Annotated in this window: 15 protein-coding genes; 10 read left to right on the forward strand and 5 right to left on the reverse strand. The window is 73.4% G+C overall.

The genetic code is table 11. The features are described 5' to 3' along the window. Window positions 1-57 precede the first annotated feature (57 nt). Entirely contained in the window at window positions 58-2,061 is a 2,004-nt protein-coding gene (locus ACIBPB_RS22125; RefSeq protein ID WP_396841397.1) for a protein meaA, read from the forward strand. 112 nt (window positions 2,062-2,173) lie between these two features. Here ACIBPB_RS22125 and ACIBPB_RS22130 read toward each other — a convergent pair whose 3' ends face one another. Continuing rightward, entirely contained in the window at window positions 2,174-2,470 is a 297-nt protein-coding gene (locus tag ACIBPB_RS22130) for a DUF1540 domain-containing protein (protein ID WP_357328449.1), read from the reverse strand. Between the two features lie 722 nt (window positions 2,471-3,192). Here ACIBPB_RS22130 and ACIBPB_RS22135 point away from each other — a divergent pair. Then, window positions 3,193-3,786 (forward strand): hypothetical protein, encoded by a 594-nt coding sequence (locus ACIBPB_RS22135; RefSeq protein ID WP_396841398.1) that lies wholly within the window; start codon window positions 3,193-3,195, stop codon window positions 3,784-3,786. Window positions 3,787-3,987: 201 nt separating this feature from the next. Here ACIBPB_RS22135 and ACIBPB_RS22140 read toward each other — a convergent pair whose 3' ends face one another. Next, a complete protein-coding gene (locus ACIBPB_RS22140; protein WP_357318283.1) occupies window positions 3,988-4,605 on the reverse strand; it encodes a DUF4126 domain-containing protein in 618 nt (205 codons plus the stop codon). A gap of 71 nt (window positions 4,606-4,676) precedes the next feature. On the opposite strand from ACIBPB_RS22140, the gene nucS reads away from it, so the two are divergent. Further along, window positions 4,677-5,336, forward strand: a complete 660-nt coding sequence (gene nucS, locus ACIBPB_RS22145) for an endonuclease NucS (protein WP_357318286.1) — start codon at window positions 4,677-4,679, stop codon at window positions 5,334-5,336. 70 nt (window positions 5,337-5,406) lie between these two features. Here the strand turns inward: nucS and ACIBPB_RS22150 are convergent, their stop codons facing one another. Beyond that, window positions 5,407-6,909: an aldehyde dehydrogenase family protein gene (locus ACIBPB_RS22150; protein ID WP_396841399.1), complete on the reverse strand. Its 1,503-nt coding sequence runs from the start codon at window positions 6,907-6,909 to the stop codon at window positions 5,407-5,409. 166 nt (window positions 6,910-7,075) lie between these two features. Between ACIBPB_RS22150 and ACIBPB_RS22155 the strand changes: the two genes are divergently transcribed. From ACIBPB_RS22155 to ACIBPB_RS22185, 7 genes are all read left to right on the forward strand, one after another. Then, the gene (locus ACIBPB_RS22155) at window positions 7,076-7,606 is read left to right on the forward strand and encodes an FHA domain-containing protein (protein WP_396841400.1); all 531 of its coding nucleotides are present in this window, start codon (window positions 7,076-7,078) and stop codon (window positions 7,604-7,606) included. 86 nt (window positions 7,607-7,692) lie between these two features. Next, a complete protein-coding gene (locus tag ACIBPB_RS22160) occupies window positions 7,693-8,757 on the forward strand; it encodes an alpha/beta fold hydrolase (protein ID WP_396841401.1) in 1,065 nt (354 codons plus the stop codon). Window positions 8,758-8,879: 122 nt separating this feature from the next. Further along, window positions 8,880-10,670 (forward strand): 3-hydroxyacyl-CoA dehydrogenase family protein, encoded by a 1,791-nt coding sequence (locus tag ACIBPB_RS22165; RefSeq protein WP_396841402.1) that lies wholly within the window; start codon window positions 8,880-8,882, stop codon window positions 10,668-10,670. Between the two features lie 41 nt (window positions 10,671-10,711). Beyond that, window positions 10,712-11,206 carry a SigE family RNA polymerase sigma factor gene (locus ACIBPB_RS22170; RefSeq protein WP_396841403.1) on the forward strand — a complete coding sequence of 165 codons (495 nt, stop codon included), beginning with the start codon at window positions 10,712-10,714 and terminating at the stop codon, window positions 11,204-11,206. Next, on the forward strand, window positions 11,203-12,279 hold the full coding sequence (locus ACIBPB_RS22175; RefSeq protein ID WP_396841404.1) for a hypothetical protein: 1,077 nt from the start codon (window positions 11,203-11,205) through the stop codon (window positions 12,277-12,279). The genes ACIBPB_RS22170 and ACIBPB_RS22175 overlap by 4 nt, the downstream gene beginning before the upstream one ends. 63 nt (window positions 12,280-12,342) lie before the next feature. Beyond that, window positions 12,343-12,669 (forward strand): hypothetical protein, encoded by a 327-nt coding sequence (locus ACIBPB_RS22180; RefSeq protein WP_396841405.1) that lies wholly within the window; start codon window positions 12,343-12,345, stop codon window positions 12,667-12,669. 66 nt (window positions 12,670-12,735) lie between these two features. Next, window positions 12,736-13,545, forward strand: coding sequence for an alpha/beta hydrolase (locus tag ACIBPB_RS22185; RefSeq protein ID WP_357318310.1), 810 nt, complete (start codon window positions 12,736-12,738; stop codon window positions 13,543-13,545). A gap of 38 nt (window positions 13,546-13,583) precedes the next feature. Here ACIBPB_RS22185 and ACIBPB_RS22190 read toward each other — a convergent pair whose 3' ends face one another. Beyond that, complete coding sequence (locus ACIBPB_RS22190) at window positions 13,584-14,678, reverse strand: AI-2E family transporter (protein WP_396841547.1); 1,095 nt, start codon at window positions 14,676-14,678, stop codon at window positions 13,584-13,586. Between the two features lie 326 nt (window positions 14,679-15,004). After that, the gene (locus ACIBPB_RS22195) at window positions 15,005-17,014 is read right to left on the reverse strand and encodes a hypothetical protein (protein WP_396841406.1); all 2,010 of its coding nucleotides are present in this window, start codon (window positions 17,012-17,014) and stop codon (window positions 15,005-15,007) included. Window positions 17,015-17,096 lie beyond the last annotated feature (82 nt).

Consider the following 17,096-nt stretch of genomic DNA (forward strand, 5'->3'; position numbering starts at 1 on the left):
TCGGGTTGTGTGGTTTTCCACACTCTCTTTTACTGAACGGTAACTTAAACTCCGGCCATGGACGACGCGATGCCGGGACGACTGCCCGAGCGGGACCGCCCGTGGGTGATGCGCACGTACGCCGGGCACTCCTCCGCCGCGGCCACCAACGCGCTCTTCCGCCGCAACCTGGCGAAGGGACAGACCGGCCTGTCGGTCGCCTTCGACCTGCCCACCCAGACCGGGTACGACCCGGACCACGAACTCGCCGCCGGCGAGGTGGGCCGGGTGGGCGTGCCGGTGGCCCACCTCGGCGACATGCGGGCCCTCGTCGACGGCATCCCGCTCGCCGAGATGAACACCTCGATGACCATCAACGCGCCCGCCATGTGGCTGCTCGGCCTCTACGGCACGGTCGCCGCCGAGCAGGGTGCGGAGCTGAGCCGCTGCGCCGGCACCACGCAGAACGACATCATCAAGGAATACCTGTCCCGGGGGACGTACATCTTCCCGCCGGCCGCGTCGCTGCGGCTCACCGCCGACGTCATCGCGTACACGCTGCGCGAGATGCCGAGGTGGAACCCGGTCAACATCTGCTCGTACCACCTCCAGGAGGCCGGCGCCACGCCGGTGCAGGAGGTCGGCTTCGCCCTGGCCACTGCCGTCGCCGTGCTCGACGCGGTGCGCGACTCCGGCCAGGTGCCGGCCGAGCGGATGGGCGACGTGGTCCAGCGGATCTCCTTCTTCGTCAACGCCGGCGTGCGCTTCGTCGAGGAGATCGCCAAAATGCGCGCGTTCGGCGCGCTCTGGGACGAGATCACCCGCGACCGGTACGGCGTCGAGAACCCGAAGCAGCGCCGCTTCCGCTACGGCGTCCAGGTCAACTCGCTCGGCCTCACCGAGGCCCAGCCGGAGAACAACATCCAGCGCATCGTGCTGGAGATGCTCGGCGTCACGCTCTCCCGGGACGCCCGGGCCCGCGCCGTGCAGCTACCCGCCTGGAACGAGGCGCTCGGCCTGCCCCGCCCCTGGGACCAGCAGTGGTCGCTGCGCATGCAGCAGGTGCTCGCGTACGAGTCGGACCTGCTGGAATATCCGGACCTGTTCGAGGGCTCGCACGTGATGACCGCGCTGGTCGACGACATCGTGACCGGCGCCCGCGTCGAGCTGGACAAGGTGCTGGAGATGGGCGGCGTGGTGACCGCCGTGGAATCCGGCTACCTGAAGAGCGCGCTGGTCGCCTCGCTCGCCGAGCGGCGCCGGCGGATGGAGTCCGGTGCCGACGTGGTGATCGGCGTCAACCGGTTCACCGAGACCGAGCCGTCGCCGCTGACCACGGCCGGCGCCGAGGCCATCGAGCAGGTCGATCCCGCCGTCGAGGCGGCCGCCGCCACCGCCGTACGCGAGTGGCGGGCGGACCGGGACGCGGCGGCCGTGGACGCGGCACTGGCCCGGCTCCGCGCGGACGCCGCGACCACCACGAACCTGATGGCCGCCACGCTCGAATGCGTGCGGGCCGGGGTGACCACGGGGGAGTGGGCCGGCGCGCTGCGTCAGGTGTTCGGCGAGTACCGGGCCCCGACCGGCCTCTCCGGCGCGGCCGGTGCCGGCGGCGATGCCCGGCTCGCCTCGGTCCGGGAGCGGGTCGCCGCCACCGCCCGGGAACTGGGCAGCGGCCGGCTGCGGCTGCTCGTCGGCAAGCCCGGCCTGGACGGGCACTCCAACGGCGCCGAGCAGATCGCGGTACGCGCCCGCGACGCCGGCTTCGAGGTCGTCTACCAGGGCATCCGGCTCACCGCCGGGCAGATCGTGGCGGCCGCCGTCGAGGAGGACGTGGACCTGGTCGGCCTCTCCGTGCTCTCCGGCTCGCACCTGGCCGCCGTACCCGCCGTGCTGGACGGGCTGCGCGCCGCCGGGCGCGGCGACCTGCCGGTGGTGGTCGGCGGGATCATCCCCGCCGGGGACGCCGAGGTGCTGCGGACCGCCGGGGTGGCCCGGGTCTTCACCCCGAAGGACTTCGCGCTGACCGGCATCATCGACGAACTGGTCACCGTGATCCGCCAGGCCAACGCCCTGGAGTGAGGCACGTCCCCGCCCTGGGTCCTCGCCCGCCCTGCGTCCTTGCCCGGCCTGGCTCCGCCCGACCTGGCTCGGCCCGCTTGGCCTCCAGCGGAGGTCCCGGCCCGGTCCCCGGTCAGCGGCTCACGTACGTCTGGCAGTCCGCCAGGTCCATGTCCGGGCCGACCGTGATCGCCGGCGCGTGGCACTCCAGGTCCGAGTTGTGCTGGCAGTCGGCCCGCTGGCAGGCACCCACCTGGGCGACCATCTGCTCGACACCGCCGCGGATCGGCATCTCGATGAAGGTGTGGCAGTGGGCGTGGTCGCTGCTGCCGATCGTGATGGCGAACGCGTGGCAGTCGTTGGTGTGGTTGTAGGCGCAGGACCGGACGGCGCACTCCTGGACCCGGGGCATCTCCATCGACGCGGTCATCTCTCCGGCCCTCCTCTGGGATGTTTGCCACAAATCTAGGCCTTTTGTCCATAGCGGCGAGGGTCGTTCGGTCGGCGTCACGCGGTCGGGTGCCCTTGACTGGCGGGCGGCGCGCCCTGTCCCGTCTCGCGCCCCCATGGTGGCCCGCCCGGGCATGGCCTCTTCCGCCCGGAGCCCACCGGACCGACCCTTATATTCCGATTGCGGTGGTGTGTCCTGGGCTGGGGGCGCGGTGGCCATGCCGTGTGCCGGTTTCGGCGGGGAGGGGTGGTGTGCCAGACCGTGGACACGACACGATTGCCCTTGTGGCGGCCGTAAGGCCGGTGCTGTCTGGTCGCCGATGCGTGGCCTGTCCGGTTCCGGGGGTGTGGTCGGCGGCACCGTGGGGCCGGAATGGCTGGGGGCCGGGGGTCGTTGTATCCGGGTGAACGGCCGAGGAAGAGCACCCTTCACGGGTGTCGGGCCCCCGGGAATGATGGTGGGCCGGTGGTCGTTACACATGGTCCCGGCGCCGCGAAGAGGCCCCCGCCCCGCGGCTGGGATGATCCCCTAAGACTTTCCCCCTCCGTGGGTGCGCGCCTGCCGCGCGAGGATCCCGGAGATTTTCCCCCTGTGGGTGTGCGCGTGTATCGCGTCGCCTTCTTTGAGCGCCTGACGGTGCTTGCGCACGCCTCACCGGTCCCCCGCCGGTGTGTGCGCCGACCCCCGAATGGAGCTTTGTCATGAACACGATGCTGCGTAAGAGCGTGCTGGGTATTGCTGGTCTGGCGTTCACCGGTGGTGTGTTCGCCGGTCCGATCGCCGCCCACGCCGACACCCCGACCATGCAGGCGAAGCCGGTCGCGGCCGTGCAGGCCGACAAGCCCGGCGTCGACAAGGGCAAGCTGATTCCGCACGGTGTGCAGGGCGCCCAGTCGCGTATCGACCTGTCCGATGAGCAGACCGCCAACGCCAAGGCGATCATCGCCGCCACCAAGAAGGCGGGTCTGCCGGAGCGGGCCGCGGTGATCTCCATCGCCACGAGTCTGCAGGAGTCGAAGCTGGAGAACCTGGGCCACCTCGGCGACAAGAACGACCATGACTCGCTGGGCCTGTTCCAGCAGCGCCCGAGTTCGGGTTGGGGCACGCCGGAGCAGATCACGAACCCGGAGTACGCGACGCTGGCGTTCGAGAAGGGTCTGAAGCAGGTCGACGGCTGGCAGGACATGCCGCTGACCGAGGCCGCGCAGACCGTGCAGGTCTCGGCCTACCCGGATGCCTACGCCCAGTGGGAGCAGCAGGCCGCCGACATCGTCGCCCAGCACTGGAACAGCTGACCACAAGCACCAACCACCAAGCGCGGGAGCTGACAAGTTCAGGAACGTGACTGCCGCTGGCCGGCACCCCGAACCGGGTGCCGGCCAGCGGCGTCTTCACGTGCAGGGCCCGCTGCCGTAGTCAGCTGCCAACGGCAGGAGCCGATCAGCCCTCGAACCCTGCGGCCCGCGCAGTATTCAGCTGCCGGCGGCAGGGGCCGATCAGACCCGGAACCCTGCGGCCCGCGCCGCGGCGCGCTCGCGTCGCCGATCCCGGCGGCGGCGCAGGAACCAGAAGAGGAACCACACGAAGCCGAGCAGGAAGACCAGGACCAGCACCGGCAGCAGGATCGCCACCACGGACATCACCGCGCTGGTGGCGTCCTCGGCGGTGCTGGCGATCGGGGCGCCGAAGCCGGCGGTGGTCGCGTTGATGACCGGGCGGGCGGCGGCCTTGAGCAGGTGCACGCCGAGCGCGATCAGCACGCCGACCACGACCGGCACCCACTGGTGGGAGGAGAAGAAGGTGTCCGGGTCGCTGACCGTCACGGTCTCGGAGCTGGAGCCGGCGCCGAAGGCCAGACCGCCGGCGGTCGGCCGGACGAGGGTCTGCACCACGTCGTTGGCGTGGTCCAGGACCGGGACCTTGTCGGCGACCACCTCGACGGCGAGCAGCACGGCGAGGATCAGGACGACCCACCCGTTGCCCAGCCACTGCCAGCCGCTGGGCAGGTCGACCAGGTCGGTGTAGCGCGCCAGCAGACCCATCAGCAGCAGCGGGATGTAGGCGTTCAGGCCGGCGGAAGCGGCGAGACCGGAACCGGTGAGGACTTCGAGCACGATCTCAATATGGCACCGGTACGCCAGTGGCGCTCGTCGGCGGTGGTCGGGTGCTCGGCTACCCTCGTCGGGTGCGGTTGGTGATTGCGAAGTGCTCGGTGGACTACGTCGGACGGCTCTCGGCACACCTGCCGCTGGCCACTCGCCTGCTCATGGTGAAGGCGGACGGCTCGGTGTCGATCCACGCGGACGACCGGGCGTACAAGCCGTTGAACTGGATGAGCCCGCCGTGCCGGCTGGAGGAGGCCCCCGGGGTGTGGCGGGTGGTCAACAAGGCCGGCGAGGAGCTGCGGATCACCCTGGAGGAGATCTTCCAGGACACCTCGTACGAGCTGGGGGTGGACCCGGGCCTGCGCAAGGACGGCGTGGAGGCGCACCTGCAGGAGCTGCTGGCCGCCAACCCGCAGACGCTCGGTGAGGGCTTCACCCTGGTCCGGCGGGAGTACATGACCGCGATCGGGCCGGTGGACCTGCTCTGCCGGGACGCCAACCAGGGCGCGGTCGCGGTCGAGGTGAAGCGGCGCGGCGAGATCGACGGCGTGGAGCAGTTGACCCGCTACCTGGAGCTGATGAACCGGGATCCGCTGCTCGCCCCGGTCGCCGGCGTCTTCGCCGCGCAGGAGATCAAGCCGCAGGCGAGGGTGCTCGCCACGGACCGGGGCATCCGCTGCGTGGTGGTCGACTACGACAAGCTGCGCGGCATCGAGCGCGACGAGCTGACCCTCTTCTGAGCCCGCCAACGAGGGCGACGAACTGAGCCCGCCGTCGAGGGCGACGGGCTGAGCCGCGCGGCTGGCGGCGTCAGCGGCCCCGGCCGTACATCAGCTTGGCGACCTTGACCAGGCGGGCGACGTCCGTCGGGGTGCGCTCGAAGGTCATCGACGGCAGCAGCGAGCGGGCCCGGCGGCGGGTGACGGACTTGGCCCGGCCGAACTCGCGCAGCCCGTCCTCGCCGTGGATGCGGCCGAAGCCGGATTCGCCGACCCCGCCGAACGGCAGGGTGGACATCCCGGCGAAGGTGAGGGTCGAGTTGACCGCCGCCATCCCGGAGCGCAGCCGCCGCGCGACGGCCACCGCCCGCTTGCGGCCGAAGACCGAACCGCCCAGGCCGTACGGCAGCGCGTTGGCCCGTTCGACGGCCTCGTCCACGTCGCGGACCCGGTTGACGGTCACCGTCGGGCCGAAGGTCTCCTCCCGTACGGCGGCGGAGTCCTCCGGCACGTCGACGAGCACGGTCGGGTGGACGTACGGCGGCTGGACCGCGTCGGGGCCGCCGAGCACCGCCCGGCCGCCGCGGGCGACGGCGTCCTCGATGTGCCGGCGGATGACGTCGACCTGCGAGGGCATGGTGATCGGGCCGATGTCCGCGCCGTCGGGGCCCACGGTGAGCCGGCCGGCCTTCGTCACCACCCGGTCGACGAAGGCGTCGAAGACCTGGTCGACGGCGTAGACCCGCTCGATGCCGATGCAGGTCTGGCCGGCGTTGGTCAACGCCCCCCAGACGCACGCCTCGGCGGCGGCGTCCAGGTCGGCGTCGGCGTCGACGATCATCGCGTCCTTGCCGCCGGCCTCCAGCAGCACCGGCGTGAGCGTCTCGGCGCAGGCGGCCATGACCTTCCGGGCGGTGGCGGTGGAGCCGGTGAAGGCCAGCTTGGCCACCCCGGAGCGGCAGAGCGCGGCGCCCACGTCGCCGAGGCCGTGCACCGCCTGGAAGACCGGCTGCTCGGGCACCACCTCGGCGAAGCGGTCCACCAGCCACTGCCCGACGGCGGGGGTGTACTCGCTCGGCTTGAAGACCACGGCGTTGCCGGCGGCCAGGGCGTACGCGGCGGAGCCGATCGGGGTGAAGACGGGGTAGTTCCACGGCCCGATCACGCCGACCACCCCGTACGGCTGGTATTCGAGGTGGCCGGTGAACTCGGCGAGGATCAGCCGGGTGCGGACCCGGCGGGGCCCGAGCACGCGCCGGGCGTTGCGGGCGGCCCAGTCGATGTGTTCCAGGGCGGTGAGGATCTCGACGACGGCGTCCCCGACGGGCTTGCCGCCCTCGGTGTGCACCAGCTCGGCCAGCTCCTCGATCCGGCGGGCGAGCACACCCCGCCAGCGCAGCAGCCGCTCCCGGCGGCCGGTGAAGCCGAGCCCGGCCCACCACTCGCCGGCCGTCCGGGCGCGCTGCACCGCCTCGCGCACGTCCGCCTCGGTCGCCACCGGGAACCGGCCGGCCTCCGCGCCGGTCGCCGGGCTGGTGGAGATCAGGTCGCCGGCGGAGATGGTGGGGGCGCCCGGGACATGCACAGCCGTCATGGCCGAAGTCTAGACCTGAGCCCTACTCACCGGTAGGTGTCGGCGGCGCCGCCGGAGCCGGGGTCCGGGAGCGGGCCGGCGCACCGCGGGCGCCCGCCCGAACGGCGAACGGGAGGTGACTACCCGGGGTCATCGGCCTGACCGGGCGGCGGTGGAGACCGATACGGTGAGGTGGCACGCTGGCGCGAGGGCGATCGTGGGGGTGGAGGGCGAGAAGTCCATGGAGGAGCACCCGGAGTTGATGCCGCTGTTGACCGTGGCGGCGGGAGCGATGCGCGGGCTGAGCTTCCGGGTCCGGTGGGACCCGCAGGTGATCGGCCGCGCGCCGACCGTCGATATCGTGCTGGCCGACCCGCACCTCAGCCGCCGGCACGCCACGGTCCAGCTCACCGCCGAGGGGGTCGCGCTGACCGACCTCGGCTCCACCAACGGCAGCTGGCGCAACGACCAGCGGATCGCCGGCACGATCCACCTCGCCGACGGTGACCTGGTCCGGCTCGGCCGCACCGAGTTGCGCTTCTTCGACCCGGGGGTGGCCCGGACCGACCCGGTGGGGCTGCACTTCGGGCTGCCGCGCCGCGACCACCGGCCCACCCTGCCGCTGCCGGTGCCGGCACAGCGCCGGGCGGTGGAGGCGACCGAGCCGGTCGCGCCGCGCGGCGACGCCGTGCCGCTCGCGGCCGATCTCAACGGCTGACCGGGGCGGCGCGCCACACCCGCCGGCCGTCCGGGGTGGGGGTCCGGCACATGGCCGGGGCCGGGCCGGCGTGCCAGCATGCGCGGATGGAGAGCGCACGGCAGACGGTCCAGGCCAACGACATCACCCAGGCGGTCCGGGTGGCCGGCCGGCCGGACGGCGTGCCGGTGCTGCTCGTGCACGGCAACGTCTCGTCGTCGGCGTTCTGGGAGCCGCTGCTGTGCCGGCTGCCGGACACTCTCCGGGTGGTCGCGCCGGACCTGCGCGGGTACGGCGAGACCGACCGCGCCCCGGTGGACGCCACCCGCGGCCTGACCGACTTCGCCGACGACGTGGCCGCCCTGCTCGACGTACCCGGGCTGTTCCGGCCCGGCGCCCGGCCGGTGGTGGTGGGGCACTCGCTCGGCGGCGGCGTGGCCATGCGGCTGCTCGTCGACCAGCCGGAGCGGGTCGCCGGGCTGCTGCTGGAGGCGCCGGTCTCGCCGTACGGCTTCGGCGGCACCCGCGACCTCGACGGCACGCCGACCACGCCCGACTTCGCCGGCACCGGTGCGGGCGGCGCGAACGCGGACTTCGTGGCCCGCCTCGCCGCGCAGGACCGGGGCGTGGACGGCCCGACCAGCCCGCGGAACGTGCTGCGCTCGGCGTACGTGGCCGACCCGGCGTCGCTGGGCGCGGACGAGGACCTGCTGCTGGAGAGCATGCTGACCACCGCCACCGGGGACGACAACTACCCGGGCACGGCGGTCACCTCGGCGCACTGGCCGGGCACCGCGGCGGGGCGGCGCGGCGTGCTCAACGCGCTGGCCCCGGCCCACTTCCGGCTCGCCGACGAACTGGTCGCCGTCGCGGCCAAGCCGCCGGTGACCTGGGTACGCGGCGACGCCGACGTGATCGTCTCGGACACCTCGCTGTTCGACCTGGCGTACCTCGGTCAGCTCGGCGTGCTGCCCGGCTGGCCGGGCGCGCGGGAGTGCCCGCCGCAGCCGATGGTCGGGCAGACCCGGGCGGTGCTGGACCGGTACGCGGCGGCCGGCGGGACGTACCGGGAGGTGGTGCTGCCGGGCTGCGGGCACAGCCCGCACCTGGAGCGGCCGGCCGAGTTCGTCGCCGAGCTGCTGGCGCTGGCCGGGGAGAAGGCCGCCGGGTGAGGCGTGGTGCGTGAAATATCCCACCGCGTCTCGACAACACAGCGTCACGTGGCAGACTCCGGCGCATAACCTTAGCGGCCGTTCATGTCGACAGCGGCGGAGTCAACCAGGGGAGGCCGGTCGTGGCGCGCGAGTTCACCAGTGTGGGTGTGGTGGGTCTGGGCACCATGGGTGCCGGCATCGTCGAGGTGTTCGCCCGTAACGGCATCGACGTGGTGGCGGTGGAGATCTCCCCGACCGCCCTGGAGCGCGGCCGGGCCACCCTGACCGGCTCGACGGACCGCGCCGTGGCCAAGGGCAAGCTGGCCGAGGCGGACCGGGACGCGCTGCTGAGCCGGGTCGACTTCCAGGTCGGGCTGGACGCGCTGCACTCGGTGGACCTGGTCGTCGAGGCGGTCCCCGAGCACCTGGATCTGAAGCAGCGGATCTTCGCCGAGCTGGACCGGGTCTGCAAGCCCGAGGCGATCCTCGCCACCAACACCTCGTCCCTGAGCGTCACCGAGATCTCCGTGGCCACCACCCGCCCCAACCAGGTGATCGGCATCCACTTCTTCAACCCGGCGCCGGTGATGAAGCTGGTCGAGGTGGTCCGCACCGTGGTCACCTCGGCGGACGTGGTGGCCGACGTGGAGGCGCTCTGCGAGCGGCTCGGCAAGGTCGACGTGACCATCAGCGACCGGGCCGGCTTCATCGCCAACGCGCTGCTCTTCGGCTACCTGAACCACGCGGTGAGCATGTTCGAGGCGCGGTACGCCACCCGCGAGGACATCGACGCCGCCATGAAGCTGGGTTGTGGCCTGCCGATGGGCCCGCTCGCGCTGATGGACCTGATCGGCCTGGACACCGCGTACGAGATCCTGGACACCATGTACCGGCGCGGCGGCCGGGACCGCCGGCACGCCCCGGTGCCGCTGATCAAGCAGATGGTCACCGCCGGGCTGCTCGGCCGGAAGTCCGGCCGCGGCTTCTACACCTACGAGCGGCCGGGCTCCCCGGTGGTCGTACCCGACGAGCAGACGCCGGTGAGCACGGGCGCCGCGCTGGCCGACGGCGCCCGGGCCATCGCGAAGGTCGGCGTGGTCGGCTCCGGCACCATGGCCACCGGCATCATCGAGGTCTTCGCCAAGGCCGGGTACGAGGTCGTCTCGGTGACCCGGGGCGCGGAGAAGTCCGCGAAGGTCTGCGAGGCGGTGAAGACCTCGCTGAACAAGGGCGTGGTGCGGGGCAAGCTCAGCGAGGCGGACCGGGACGCGGCGCTGGGCCGGGTCACCTGGTCGGCGACCCTGGAGCACCTGGTCGACGTCGACCTCGTGGTGGAGGCGGTGGTCGAGGAGCTGAGCGTCAAGAAGGCCCTGTTCGCCAGCCTCGACGAGATCTGCAAGCCGGGCGTCGTGCTGGCCACCACCACCTCGTCGCTGCCGGTGATCGACGTGGCGATGGCCACCCACCGCCCGGCCGACGTGATCGGACTGCACTTCTTCAACCCGGCGCCGATCATGCCGCTGGTGGAGATCGTGCAGACCATCCGCACCTCGGCGGAGACCACGGCCACCGCCCGGGCGGTCTGCGCGGGTCTCGGCAAGACCGGCGTGGTCTGCGGCGACCGGTCCGGCTTCATCGTCAACGCGCTGCTCTTCCCGTACCTCAACGACGCGGTGAAGATGCTGGAGGCCAGCTACTCGACGGCCGACGACATCGACCACGCGATGAAGCTCGGCTGCGGCTACCCGATGGGCCCGTTCCAGCTGCTGGACGTGGTCGGGCTGGACGTCTCGCTGGCCATCCAGCGGGAGCTCTACCTGGAGCTGCGCGAGCCCGGGTTCGCCCCCGCGCCGCTGCTGGAGCACCTGGTCACCGCGGGTTACCTGGGCCGCAAGAGCGGCCGCGGGTTCCGCGACCACACCAATCGCTGATCCGGGTCAACACCGGCCTCCGGTGACCGCGTCTTGAGGGTGTGACCTTCGAGGAGTACGTCGGCAGCCGCGGCCCGGCCCTGTTGCGCCTGGCCCGGCTGCTGACCGGCGACGAGCACCGCGCCGAGGACCTGACCCAGGACGTGCTGGCCAGCGCGTACGTGCACTGGCGGAAGATCGTCCGGGCCGACCGGCCCGACGTGTACGTGCGCCGGATGCTGATCAACGCCAACCGGTCCTGGTGGCGGCGGCGGTCCAGCCGCGAGCTGGCCGTGGACAGCTTCGCCGAGCGGGCCCACCGGGGCGACCTCGGCAGGGAGGCGGCCGACCGGGACGCGATGTGGCGGCTGATCCTCGCGCTGCCCGACCGCCAGCGCGCCGTGCTGGTGCTGCGCTACTACGAGGACCTGGACGACGCCACCATCGCCCAGATCCTCGACTGCTCGCCGGTCACCGTCCGCACCCACGCGATGCGGGCGCTCGCCCACCTTCGGGAGCGCTGCGGCGTCCCGACGACCAACGGGAGCCGGCCGTGACCGACCTCGACCAGCGGATCACCTCGGTGCTGCGGGAGCACGCCGAGGGGGAGACCGACACCCACCGGCTGCTGAGGGCGTCCCGCACCCTCGGCCGGCGTCGGCAGGTACGCCGACGGGCCGCCACCGGCACCGCCCTGGCCCTGGTCGGGGTGCTCGGCTTCGTCGGGGTGACCAGTACGGACCTCGGTGGGCTGTCCGGGCGGCTGCCCTGGGTGGCGTCCACGCCGACCGTCGCCGCGCCGGTGCCGCCCCGCGCCGACGGGGTGCCCGGCGCGGCCGAGCGCCCCGACCTGGTCGGCTCCGACCCGTCGACACTGCACTTCGGGCTGGACCCCGGCCGGGCCCGGTACCTGCGCTGGGCGGTGTACGGAGCGCCCCAGGTCGAGTCGATCCGGTTCAGCGTCGGGGGCGGGCAGCCGATCCTGGTCGAGGTGTCCCACTCCGCCCAGGTGATCAAGGAAATGCCGATCGACGGTTTCCCCGCCCAGGCGGTGGCGACCGGGGCCGCCGTCGACGGCACCATACGGCCGGTCCCGGGCACCTCCGGCGGGCTGCTCAAGGCCTGGGAGCCCGTCCCCGGCCTGTACGCCCGGGCCAGCACGCTCGGCGGCGACCAGGGCGCGCTGTCCGCGGCCGTGGAGGCCGTCCGCTGGAACGAGGCACGCCGGTGTGCGGGTCCGCTGCGGCTGACGAAGCTGCCCGAGGGCACGAGGGTGGCCACCTGCTCCGTCGAGGTCACGGCGTTCCCGAAGGGCCTCAACGTCGAGCTGACCCTCGTCCGCGAGCCGTCGGCGACGATGTGGGTGCGGTTGGTCTACGGGTCGGAGATCGCGATCACGCGGGACCAGGGCAACCGCACCGTGGCCGGGCACCCCGCCTACCTGTACCCGGACGGGACGAAGCTGGACCGGCTCGACATCCCGCGGGCCCACCTGACCGCCGACTTCGGTTGGCCGTACCCCGGGACGGAACCGCCCGAGGGCCCCGGCTTCACCGAGGCCGAGGCGACGACCGTGCTGGCCGGGGCGCAGGTGCCGAAGGACCTGACCGACCCGGAGACCTGGCGGTGAGATCCGCCGGCCGGGCCGCCCGACCGGGGCCGGCCCGGCCGGCGGACCGTACGCTTGGTGACCGTGAGCCCCCGTCGCAACCGTCCCCGCCGGGACGAGACCAGCCAGCTGGACTCCGAGCGGGCCCGCCAGGGCGTGCCGACCGTCCAGCAGTGGCGCGACGGCGAGTGGCAGGTACGCGGGATCAGCGGCGGGGCGTCGGTCAAGACGTACCGCTGTCCCGGCTGTGACCAGGAGATCCGCCCAGGCGTGGCGCACGTGGTGGCGTGGCCGGCCGACGGGCAGGGCGACCTGACCGACCGGCGGCACTGGCACAGCGGCTGCTGGCGGGCCCGGGACCGGCGCGGGCCGAACCTGCAGCGCGGCCGCGGCGCCCCCCGCCACGGCTGAGCGATCTGGATCACCCTGTTTGCGCCCCGCCGGGCGGCGCGGGCGGCGGCGCGGGAGACTGGGGCGGTGAGCACCGCGATCCGTGCGTCGTCGATCCTGCCCGGCCGGCGGGAGGACATCGAGCTGCACACCGCCGACGGGCTGCGACTGGTCGGCGAGCTGGCCCGGCCGCTGGACCGGGAGCCGGTCGCGACCCTGGTCTGCCTGCACCCGCTGCCCACCCACGGCGGGATGATGGACAGCCACGTGTTCCGCAAGGCGGCGTGGCGGCTGCCCGCCCTGGCCGACCTCGCGGTGCTCCGGTTCAACACCCGGGGCACCAGCAGCGTCCGGGGCACCAGCGAGGGCGCGTTCGACAACGCGGTCGGCGAGCGCTTCGACGTGGCCGCCGCCATCGAGTACGCCGAGTTCCACGAGCTGCCGGACATCTGGCTGGTCGGTTGGTCGTTCGGCACCGACCTGGCGCTGAAGTACGGCTGCGATCCGGCGATCGCCGGGGCCATCCTGCTCTCCCCGCCGCTGCGCTTCTCCCAGCCCGAGGACCTGACCGTCTGGGCCGAGTCGGGCCGCCCGCTCACCGCCCTGGTGCCCGAGTTCGACGACTACCTGCGCCCCGAGGAGGCCCGGCGGCGCTTCGCGGCCGTGCCGCAGGCCGAGGTGGTCGGGGTGCCCGGCGCCAAGCACCTCTGGGTCGGTGACGCGGAGACCGCGCTGAACGAGATCGTCCGCCGGGTCAACCCGGCCGTGCCGCTGCCGCTGCCCACCACCTGGGACGGCCCGATGGAGACCGGCGACGTCAGCGCGTACGCCGACCGCACGGTGGCCGCCTTCTCGGACACCCCGGTCCCGGGGCCCGCCCAGCGCCGCGCGGAGTAGCGCCGATCCGTCCGGGGCGCGCTCGGCCGGCGGGCCGGTCAGCGGGACTCCTGCCGGGGCAGGACCACCTCGCGGAGGATGAGCTGGAGGGCCGCCACCATCGGGATGGCGAGCAGCGCGCCGACCACGCCGAGCAGCGACACCCCGAGCAGCGCGCCGAGCAGCGCCGCCACCTCGTTGACGGAGACCGCCCGGCGCATGATCTTCGGGTAGATCAGGTAGTTCTCCACCTGCTGGTAGACCAGGAAGAAGACCAGGCAGGCGATGCCGATCGGCAGGTCGGTGGCGAGGCCGACCAGGGTCACCACGACCGCGCCCAGGGTCGCCCCGATCTGCGGGATCAGGTCGGTCACCGCGACCACCACGGCCAGCGCGAACGGGTACGGCAGGCCGACGATCAGCGCGAAGACGAAGGTGCTCGCGCCGGCCAGCACCGCGATGGTCAGCGCACCCACCATGTAGGCGCCGACCCGGGTCAGGATCTCGTCGCCGATCAGCCGCACCCGCTCCCGCCGCGAGCGGGGCACCAGCGCGTACCCGAGGTCGCGCAGCTTGTTGAAGTAGGCCAGGAAGTAGATGGTCAGCACGAGCACGGTCAGCACCCGGAAGATGGTGCCGAAGATCAGCTGTGCGCCGCCCAGCACGCCGCCGAGCGCCCGGCCGACGGTGTCCGCGTTGGCCGCCGACTGGACCCGCTGCACCACGTCGTACCGCTCGACGAGGTCGTTGACGGTGGGGTTGCGGCGCAGGTCCTCGACGTACTCGGGCAGGTGCTGGATGAACTGCCCGGACTGAGTCACCACCGGCGGCACCAGCGCCAGCAGGCCGCCCACGATCAGCAGCACCACGGCGAGCGTCACCACGGCCACGGCCAGCCCGTGCGGCAGGCCCCAGCCGCGCAGCCGGACCACCGCCGGGTGCAGCCCGACGGCGAGGAAGAGCGCGATCACCACCAGCACCAGGATGCCGGCGGAGTTGCGGATGCCCAGGAAGAGCGCGTACGCCAGCAGCACGCCGAGCGCGCCGGTGAAGCCGACGAGGAAGCTGCTGCGGCGCAGCGGCTTGCCGGGCACGCCGAACCGGCCACTCGGCTCGAACTCGGTGGGCTCGGTCTCCGGCACCACGTCGGCCACCGCGCCCGCGCCGGCCGGTCCGGTGGCGCGGGTCGGCCCGGTGGCGTGGGTCGGTCCGGTGGCGCGGGGCGGCTCGGTGCCGTCTGCGGGGTCGGGGCGGGCCGCCCGGGACGGGTCGTCGTCGGCCGGGCCGGTGGACCCCTGCTGCGACACCCGCTTCCTCCCGGCTCCCGCTCCCGGCGGAGCGACCTGTGACGGACCGCGCGGTTTCGCGGCGCGATCCCTGCCCGCAGGTTAGCGGTCGGCCGGGCGGCCCGGCCATCCCCCGCCCGTGCTGTGTGCCGGGACCGGCGGGGTGCCGGCCGCGACGCCGGGTCGGCGGGCGGTCAGTCCTTGTCGACGGTGACGGTGCTCGGCTTGGCGCTGCGCTCGTCGGTGGTCGGCTTGCTCGGCCGCTTGCCGTTCTCGCCGGTGCTGGTGATCTTCGTGGGGGTGGCGCCCCGGCCGCCCTCGCCGGGCACCGCGGCCACGGTCGGCTCGCCGTCCACCCCGGCGCTGGCGGCGGTACCGTCCACGGTGGTGACCGGCTCGGCGACCGGGCGGGTCGTGCCGCCCTCCGCCGGCTTCCCCGACTCCGGGGCCGGGCGGCCGCCGTTGGGGGAGGTGGCCGCGCCACCCTTGGCCGCGCCGCCCTTGGCCGGGACGGTCGCGGCGGCCCGGTCGCCCGCCGGCGCGCCGCCGTCCTCGTCGCCGGTCGGGTCAGCGCCGGCGGCGGCCGCCAGCTCGTCCGGGTCGACCGGGGTGGTGGCGAGGCCGGCGGAGTCCGCCGACAGCCGCAGCTCGGCGAGGCGCCGCTGGAGGTCGTCGGACTCCTGCCGCAACGACCAGGTCTCGGTCCGCAGGTCGGCGAGCTCCTGCTGGGCGGTGGCGATCTCCAGCATCACCTCGGCGAGCTGTTGCCGGCCGGCGGCCACCTCCTGCTGGGTGGCGGCGAGGTGCTGCTGGGTGGTGGCCAGGTGCTGCTGCGTGGTGGCCGCGTACTCCTCGAACTGGCGGCGCGAGGCGGCCACGTGCTCGTCGGCCTTGCGGCGCTTGTCGCCGGCCTCCTCCTCGGCCCGCCGCAGCAGCTCGGCGGCCTCCTCCTCGGCCCGCTGGCGCACGGTCAGCGCGTCCCGCTCGGCGGCCTCGCGCACGCCGGTCGCGGCCTGCTCGATCTCCTGGCGGCGGGCGGTGTACCCCTGCTCCAGCTCCTCGGTCCGCCGGCGGTGCTGCTTGTCCAGCTCGTCGCGGTGCTTGGCGTACTCCTGCTCGGCGGCGGCGCGGCGCTGGGCCAGCTCCTTGTCGGCGGCGTCCCGCCGGGCCTTGACCTCCTTCTCCACCCCGGCCCGCCAGGTGCCCAGCTCCTGCTGGGTCTGCGTCCGGGCCTGCTGGACGTACGCCTCGGTCTCGCTGCGCATCCGCTGCACGTACGCCTCGACCTCGGCGCGGTTGCGCTTGCCGGCCTCGGCGGCCTCGCTGGTGAGCCGGTTCGCCTCGGTGCGCGCCCGGCCGCGGGTCGCCTTCGCGGCCTCTTCCGCGTCGTCGACGATCTTCTTGGCGTCGGTGAGCGCCTTGGCGTGGGTGGCCCGGCCGGCCTCGGCCGCCGCCTCGGTGAGCCGCTTGGCCTCCTGCTGCGCCTTGGCGTGCACCTCCTTGGCCGCCTCGCGGAGCTGGTTGGCCTCCTGCTGGGCCTTGGCCACGGCCTCCTTGGCCGTCTCGCGCAGCCGGGTCGACTCCTGCTGGGCCCGGGTGTGGATCTCCTTGGCGGTGTCCCGGAGTTGGGTCGCCTCCTGCTGCGCCGTGGCGAGCGCCTCCTGCGCGGTACGGCGCAGCCGCTCGGCCTCGTCGGTGGCCGCCTTGAGCGCGGCCTCCGCCTCGGCCTTCCGGGCGGCGGTGTGCCGCTCCTCCTCGGCCCGCCGGGCGGCGAGGGCGATCTCGAAGTCCTTGAGCGCCTGGGCGGCCTGCTCCCGCGCCTCCTCGATGATGTGCTCGGCGGTCGCGCGCCGGGCCTCGATCTCCTCGTTGGCGGCGGCGAGGATCTCGTCGGCCTGTTCCTCGGCCATGGTGAGGATCTGCTCGACCCGGGGCCCCAGGTGCCGGAACGAGGCCCGGTCCACCACGCCCACCTGTTTGCGCACCTGGGCGAGGTCGCGTTGCAGCACCTCGACCTGGCCGGCCAACTTGTGGATCTGGGTGTACGCCTGCTCCCGTTCGCCCGTCAGCGCCGCGATCTCGTGCTCGGCACGAGCGACGTACCGGTCGACCTGTCGTTTGTCGTAACCCCGGAGCGCGGACTCGAAGCTGGGCTCCGTGGTCACGTCCCCGCCGAGAGCGAACAGTTCCTCGCCGTGCGACATACCCCCATCCTCACACGCATCCGGCTCTGCTGGGGCGATACGGACGCCCCTGTTGGGAGCTACTTCACTGACGTGGCGAAAC

Origin of the sequence: Micromonospora sp. NPDC049836 (genome assembly GCF_044465125.1) — a bacterium.
Classification (GTDB): Bacteria; Actinomycetota; Actinomycetes; order Mycobacteriales; family Micromonosporaceae; genus Micromonospora.

Bases quoted from the DNA above. Each gene is read 5' to 3' on its own strand.
- ACIBPB_RS22125 (WP_396841397.1), top strand. From the start codon at position 58: ATGGACGACGCGATGCCGGGACGACTGCCCGAGCGGGACCGCCCGTGG.
- ACIBPB_RS22130 (WP_357328449.1), bottom strand. From the start codon at position 2,470: ATGACCGCGTCGATGGAGATGCCCCGGGTCCAGGAGTGCGCCGTCCGG.
- ACIBPB_RS22135 (WP_396841398.1), top strand. From the start codon at position 3,193: ATGAACACGATGCTGCGTAAGAGCGTGCTGGGTATTGCTGGTCTGGCG.
- ACIBPB_RS22150 (WP_396841399.1), bottom strand. From the start codon at position 6,909: ATGACGGCTGTGCATGTCCCGGGCGCCCCCACCATCTCCGCCGGCGAC.
- ACIBPB_RS22160 (WP_396841401.1), top strand. From the start codon at position 7,693: ATGGAGAGCGCACGGCAGACGGTCCAGGCCAACGACATCACCCAGGCG.
- ACIBPB_RS22195 (WP_396841406.1), bottom strand. From the start codon at position 17,014: ATGTCGCACGGCGAGGAACTGTTCGCTCTCGGCGGGGACGTGACCACG.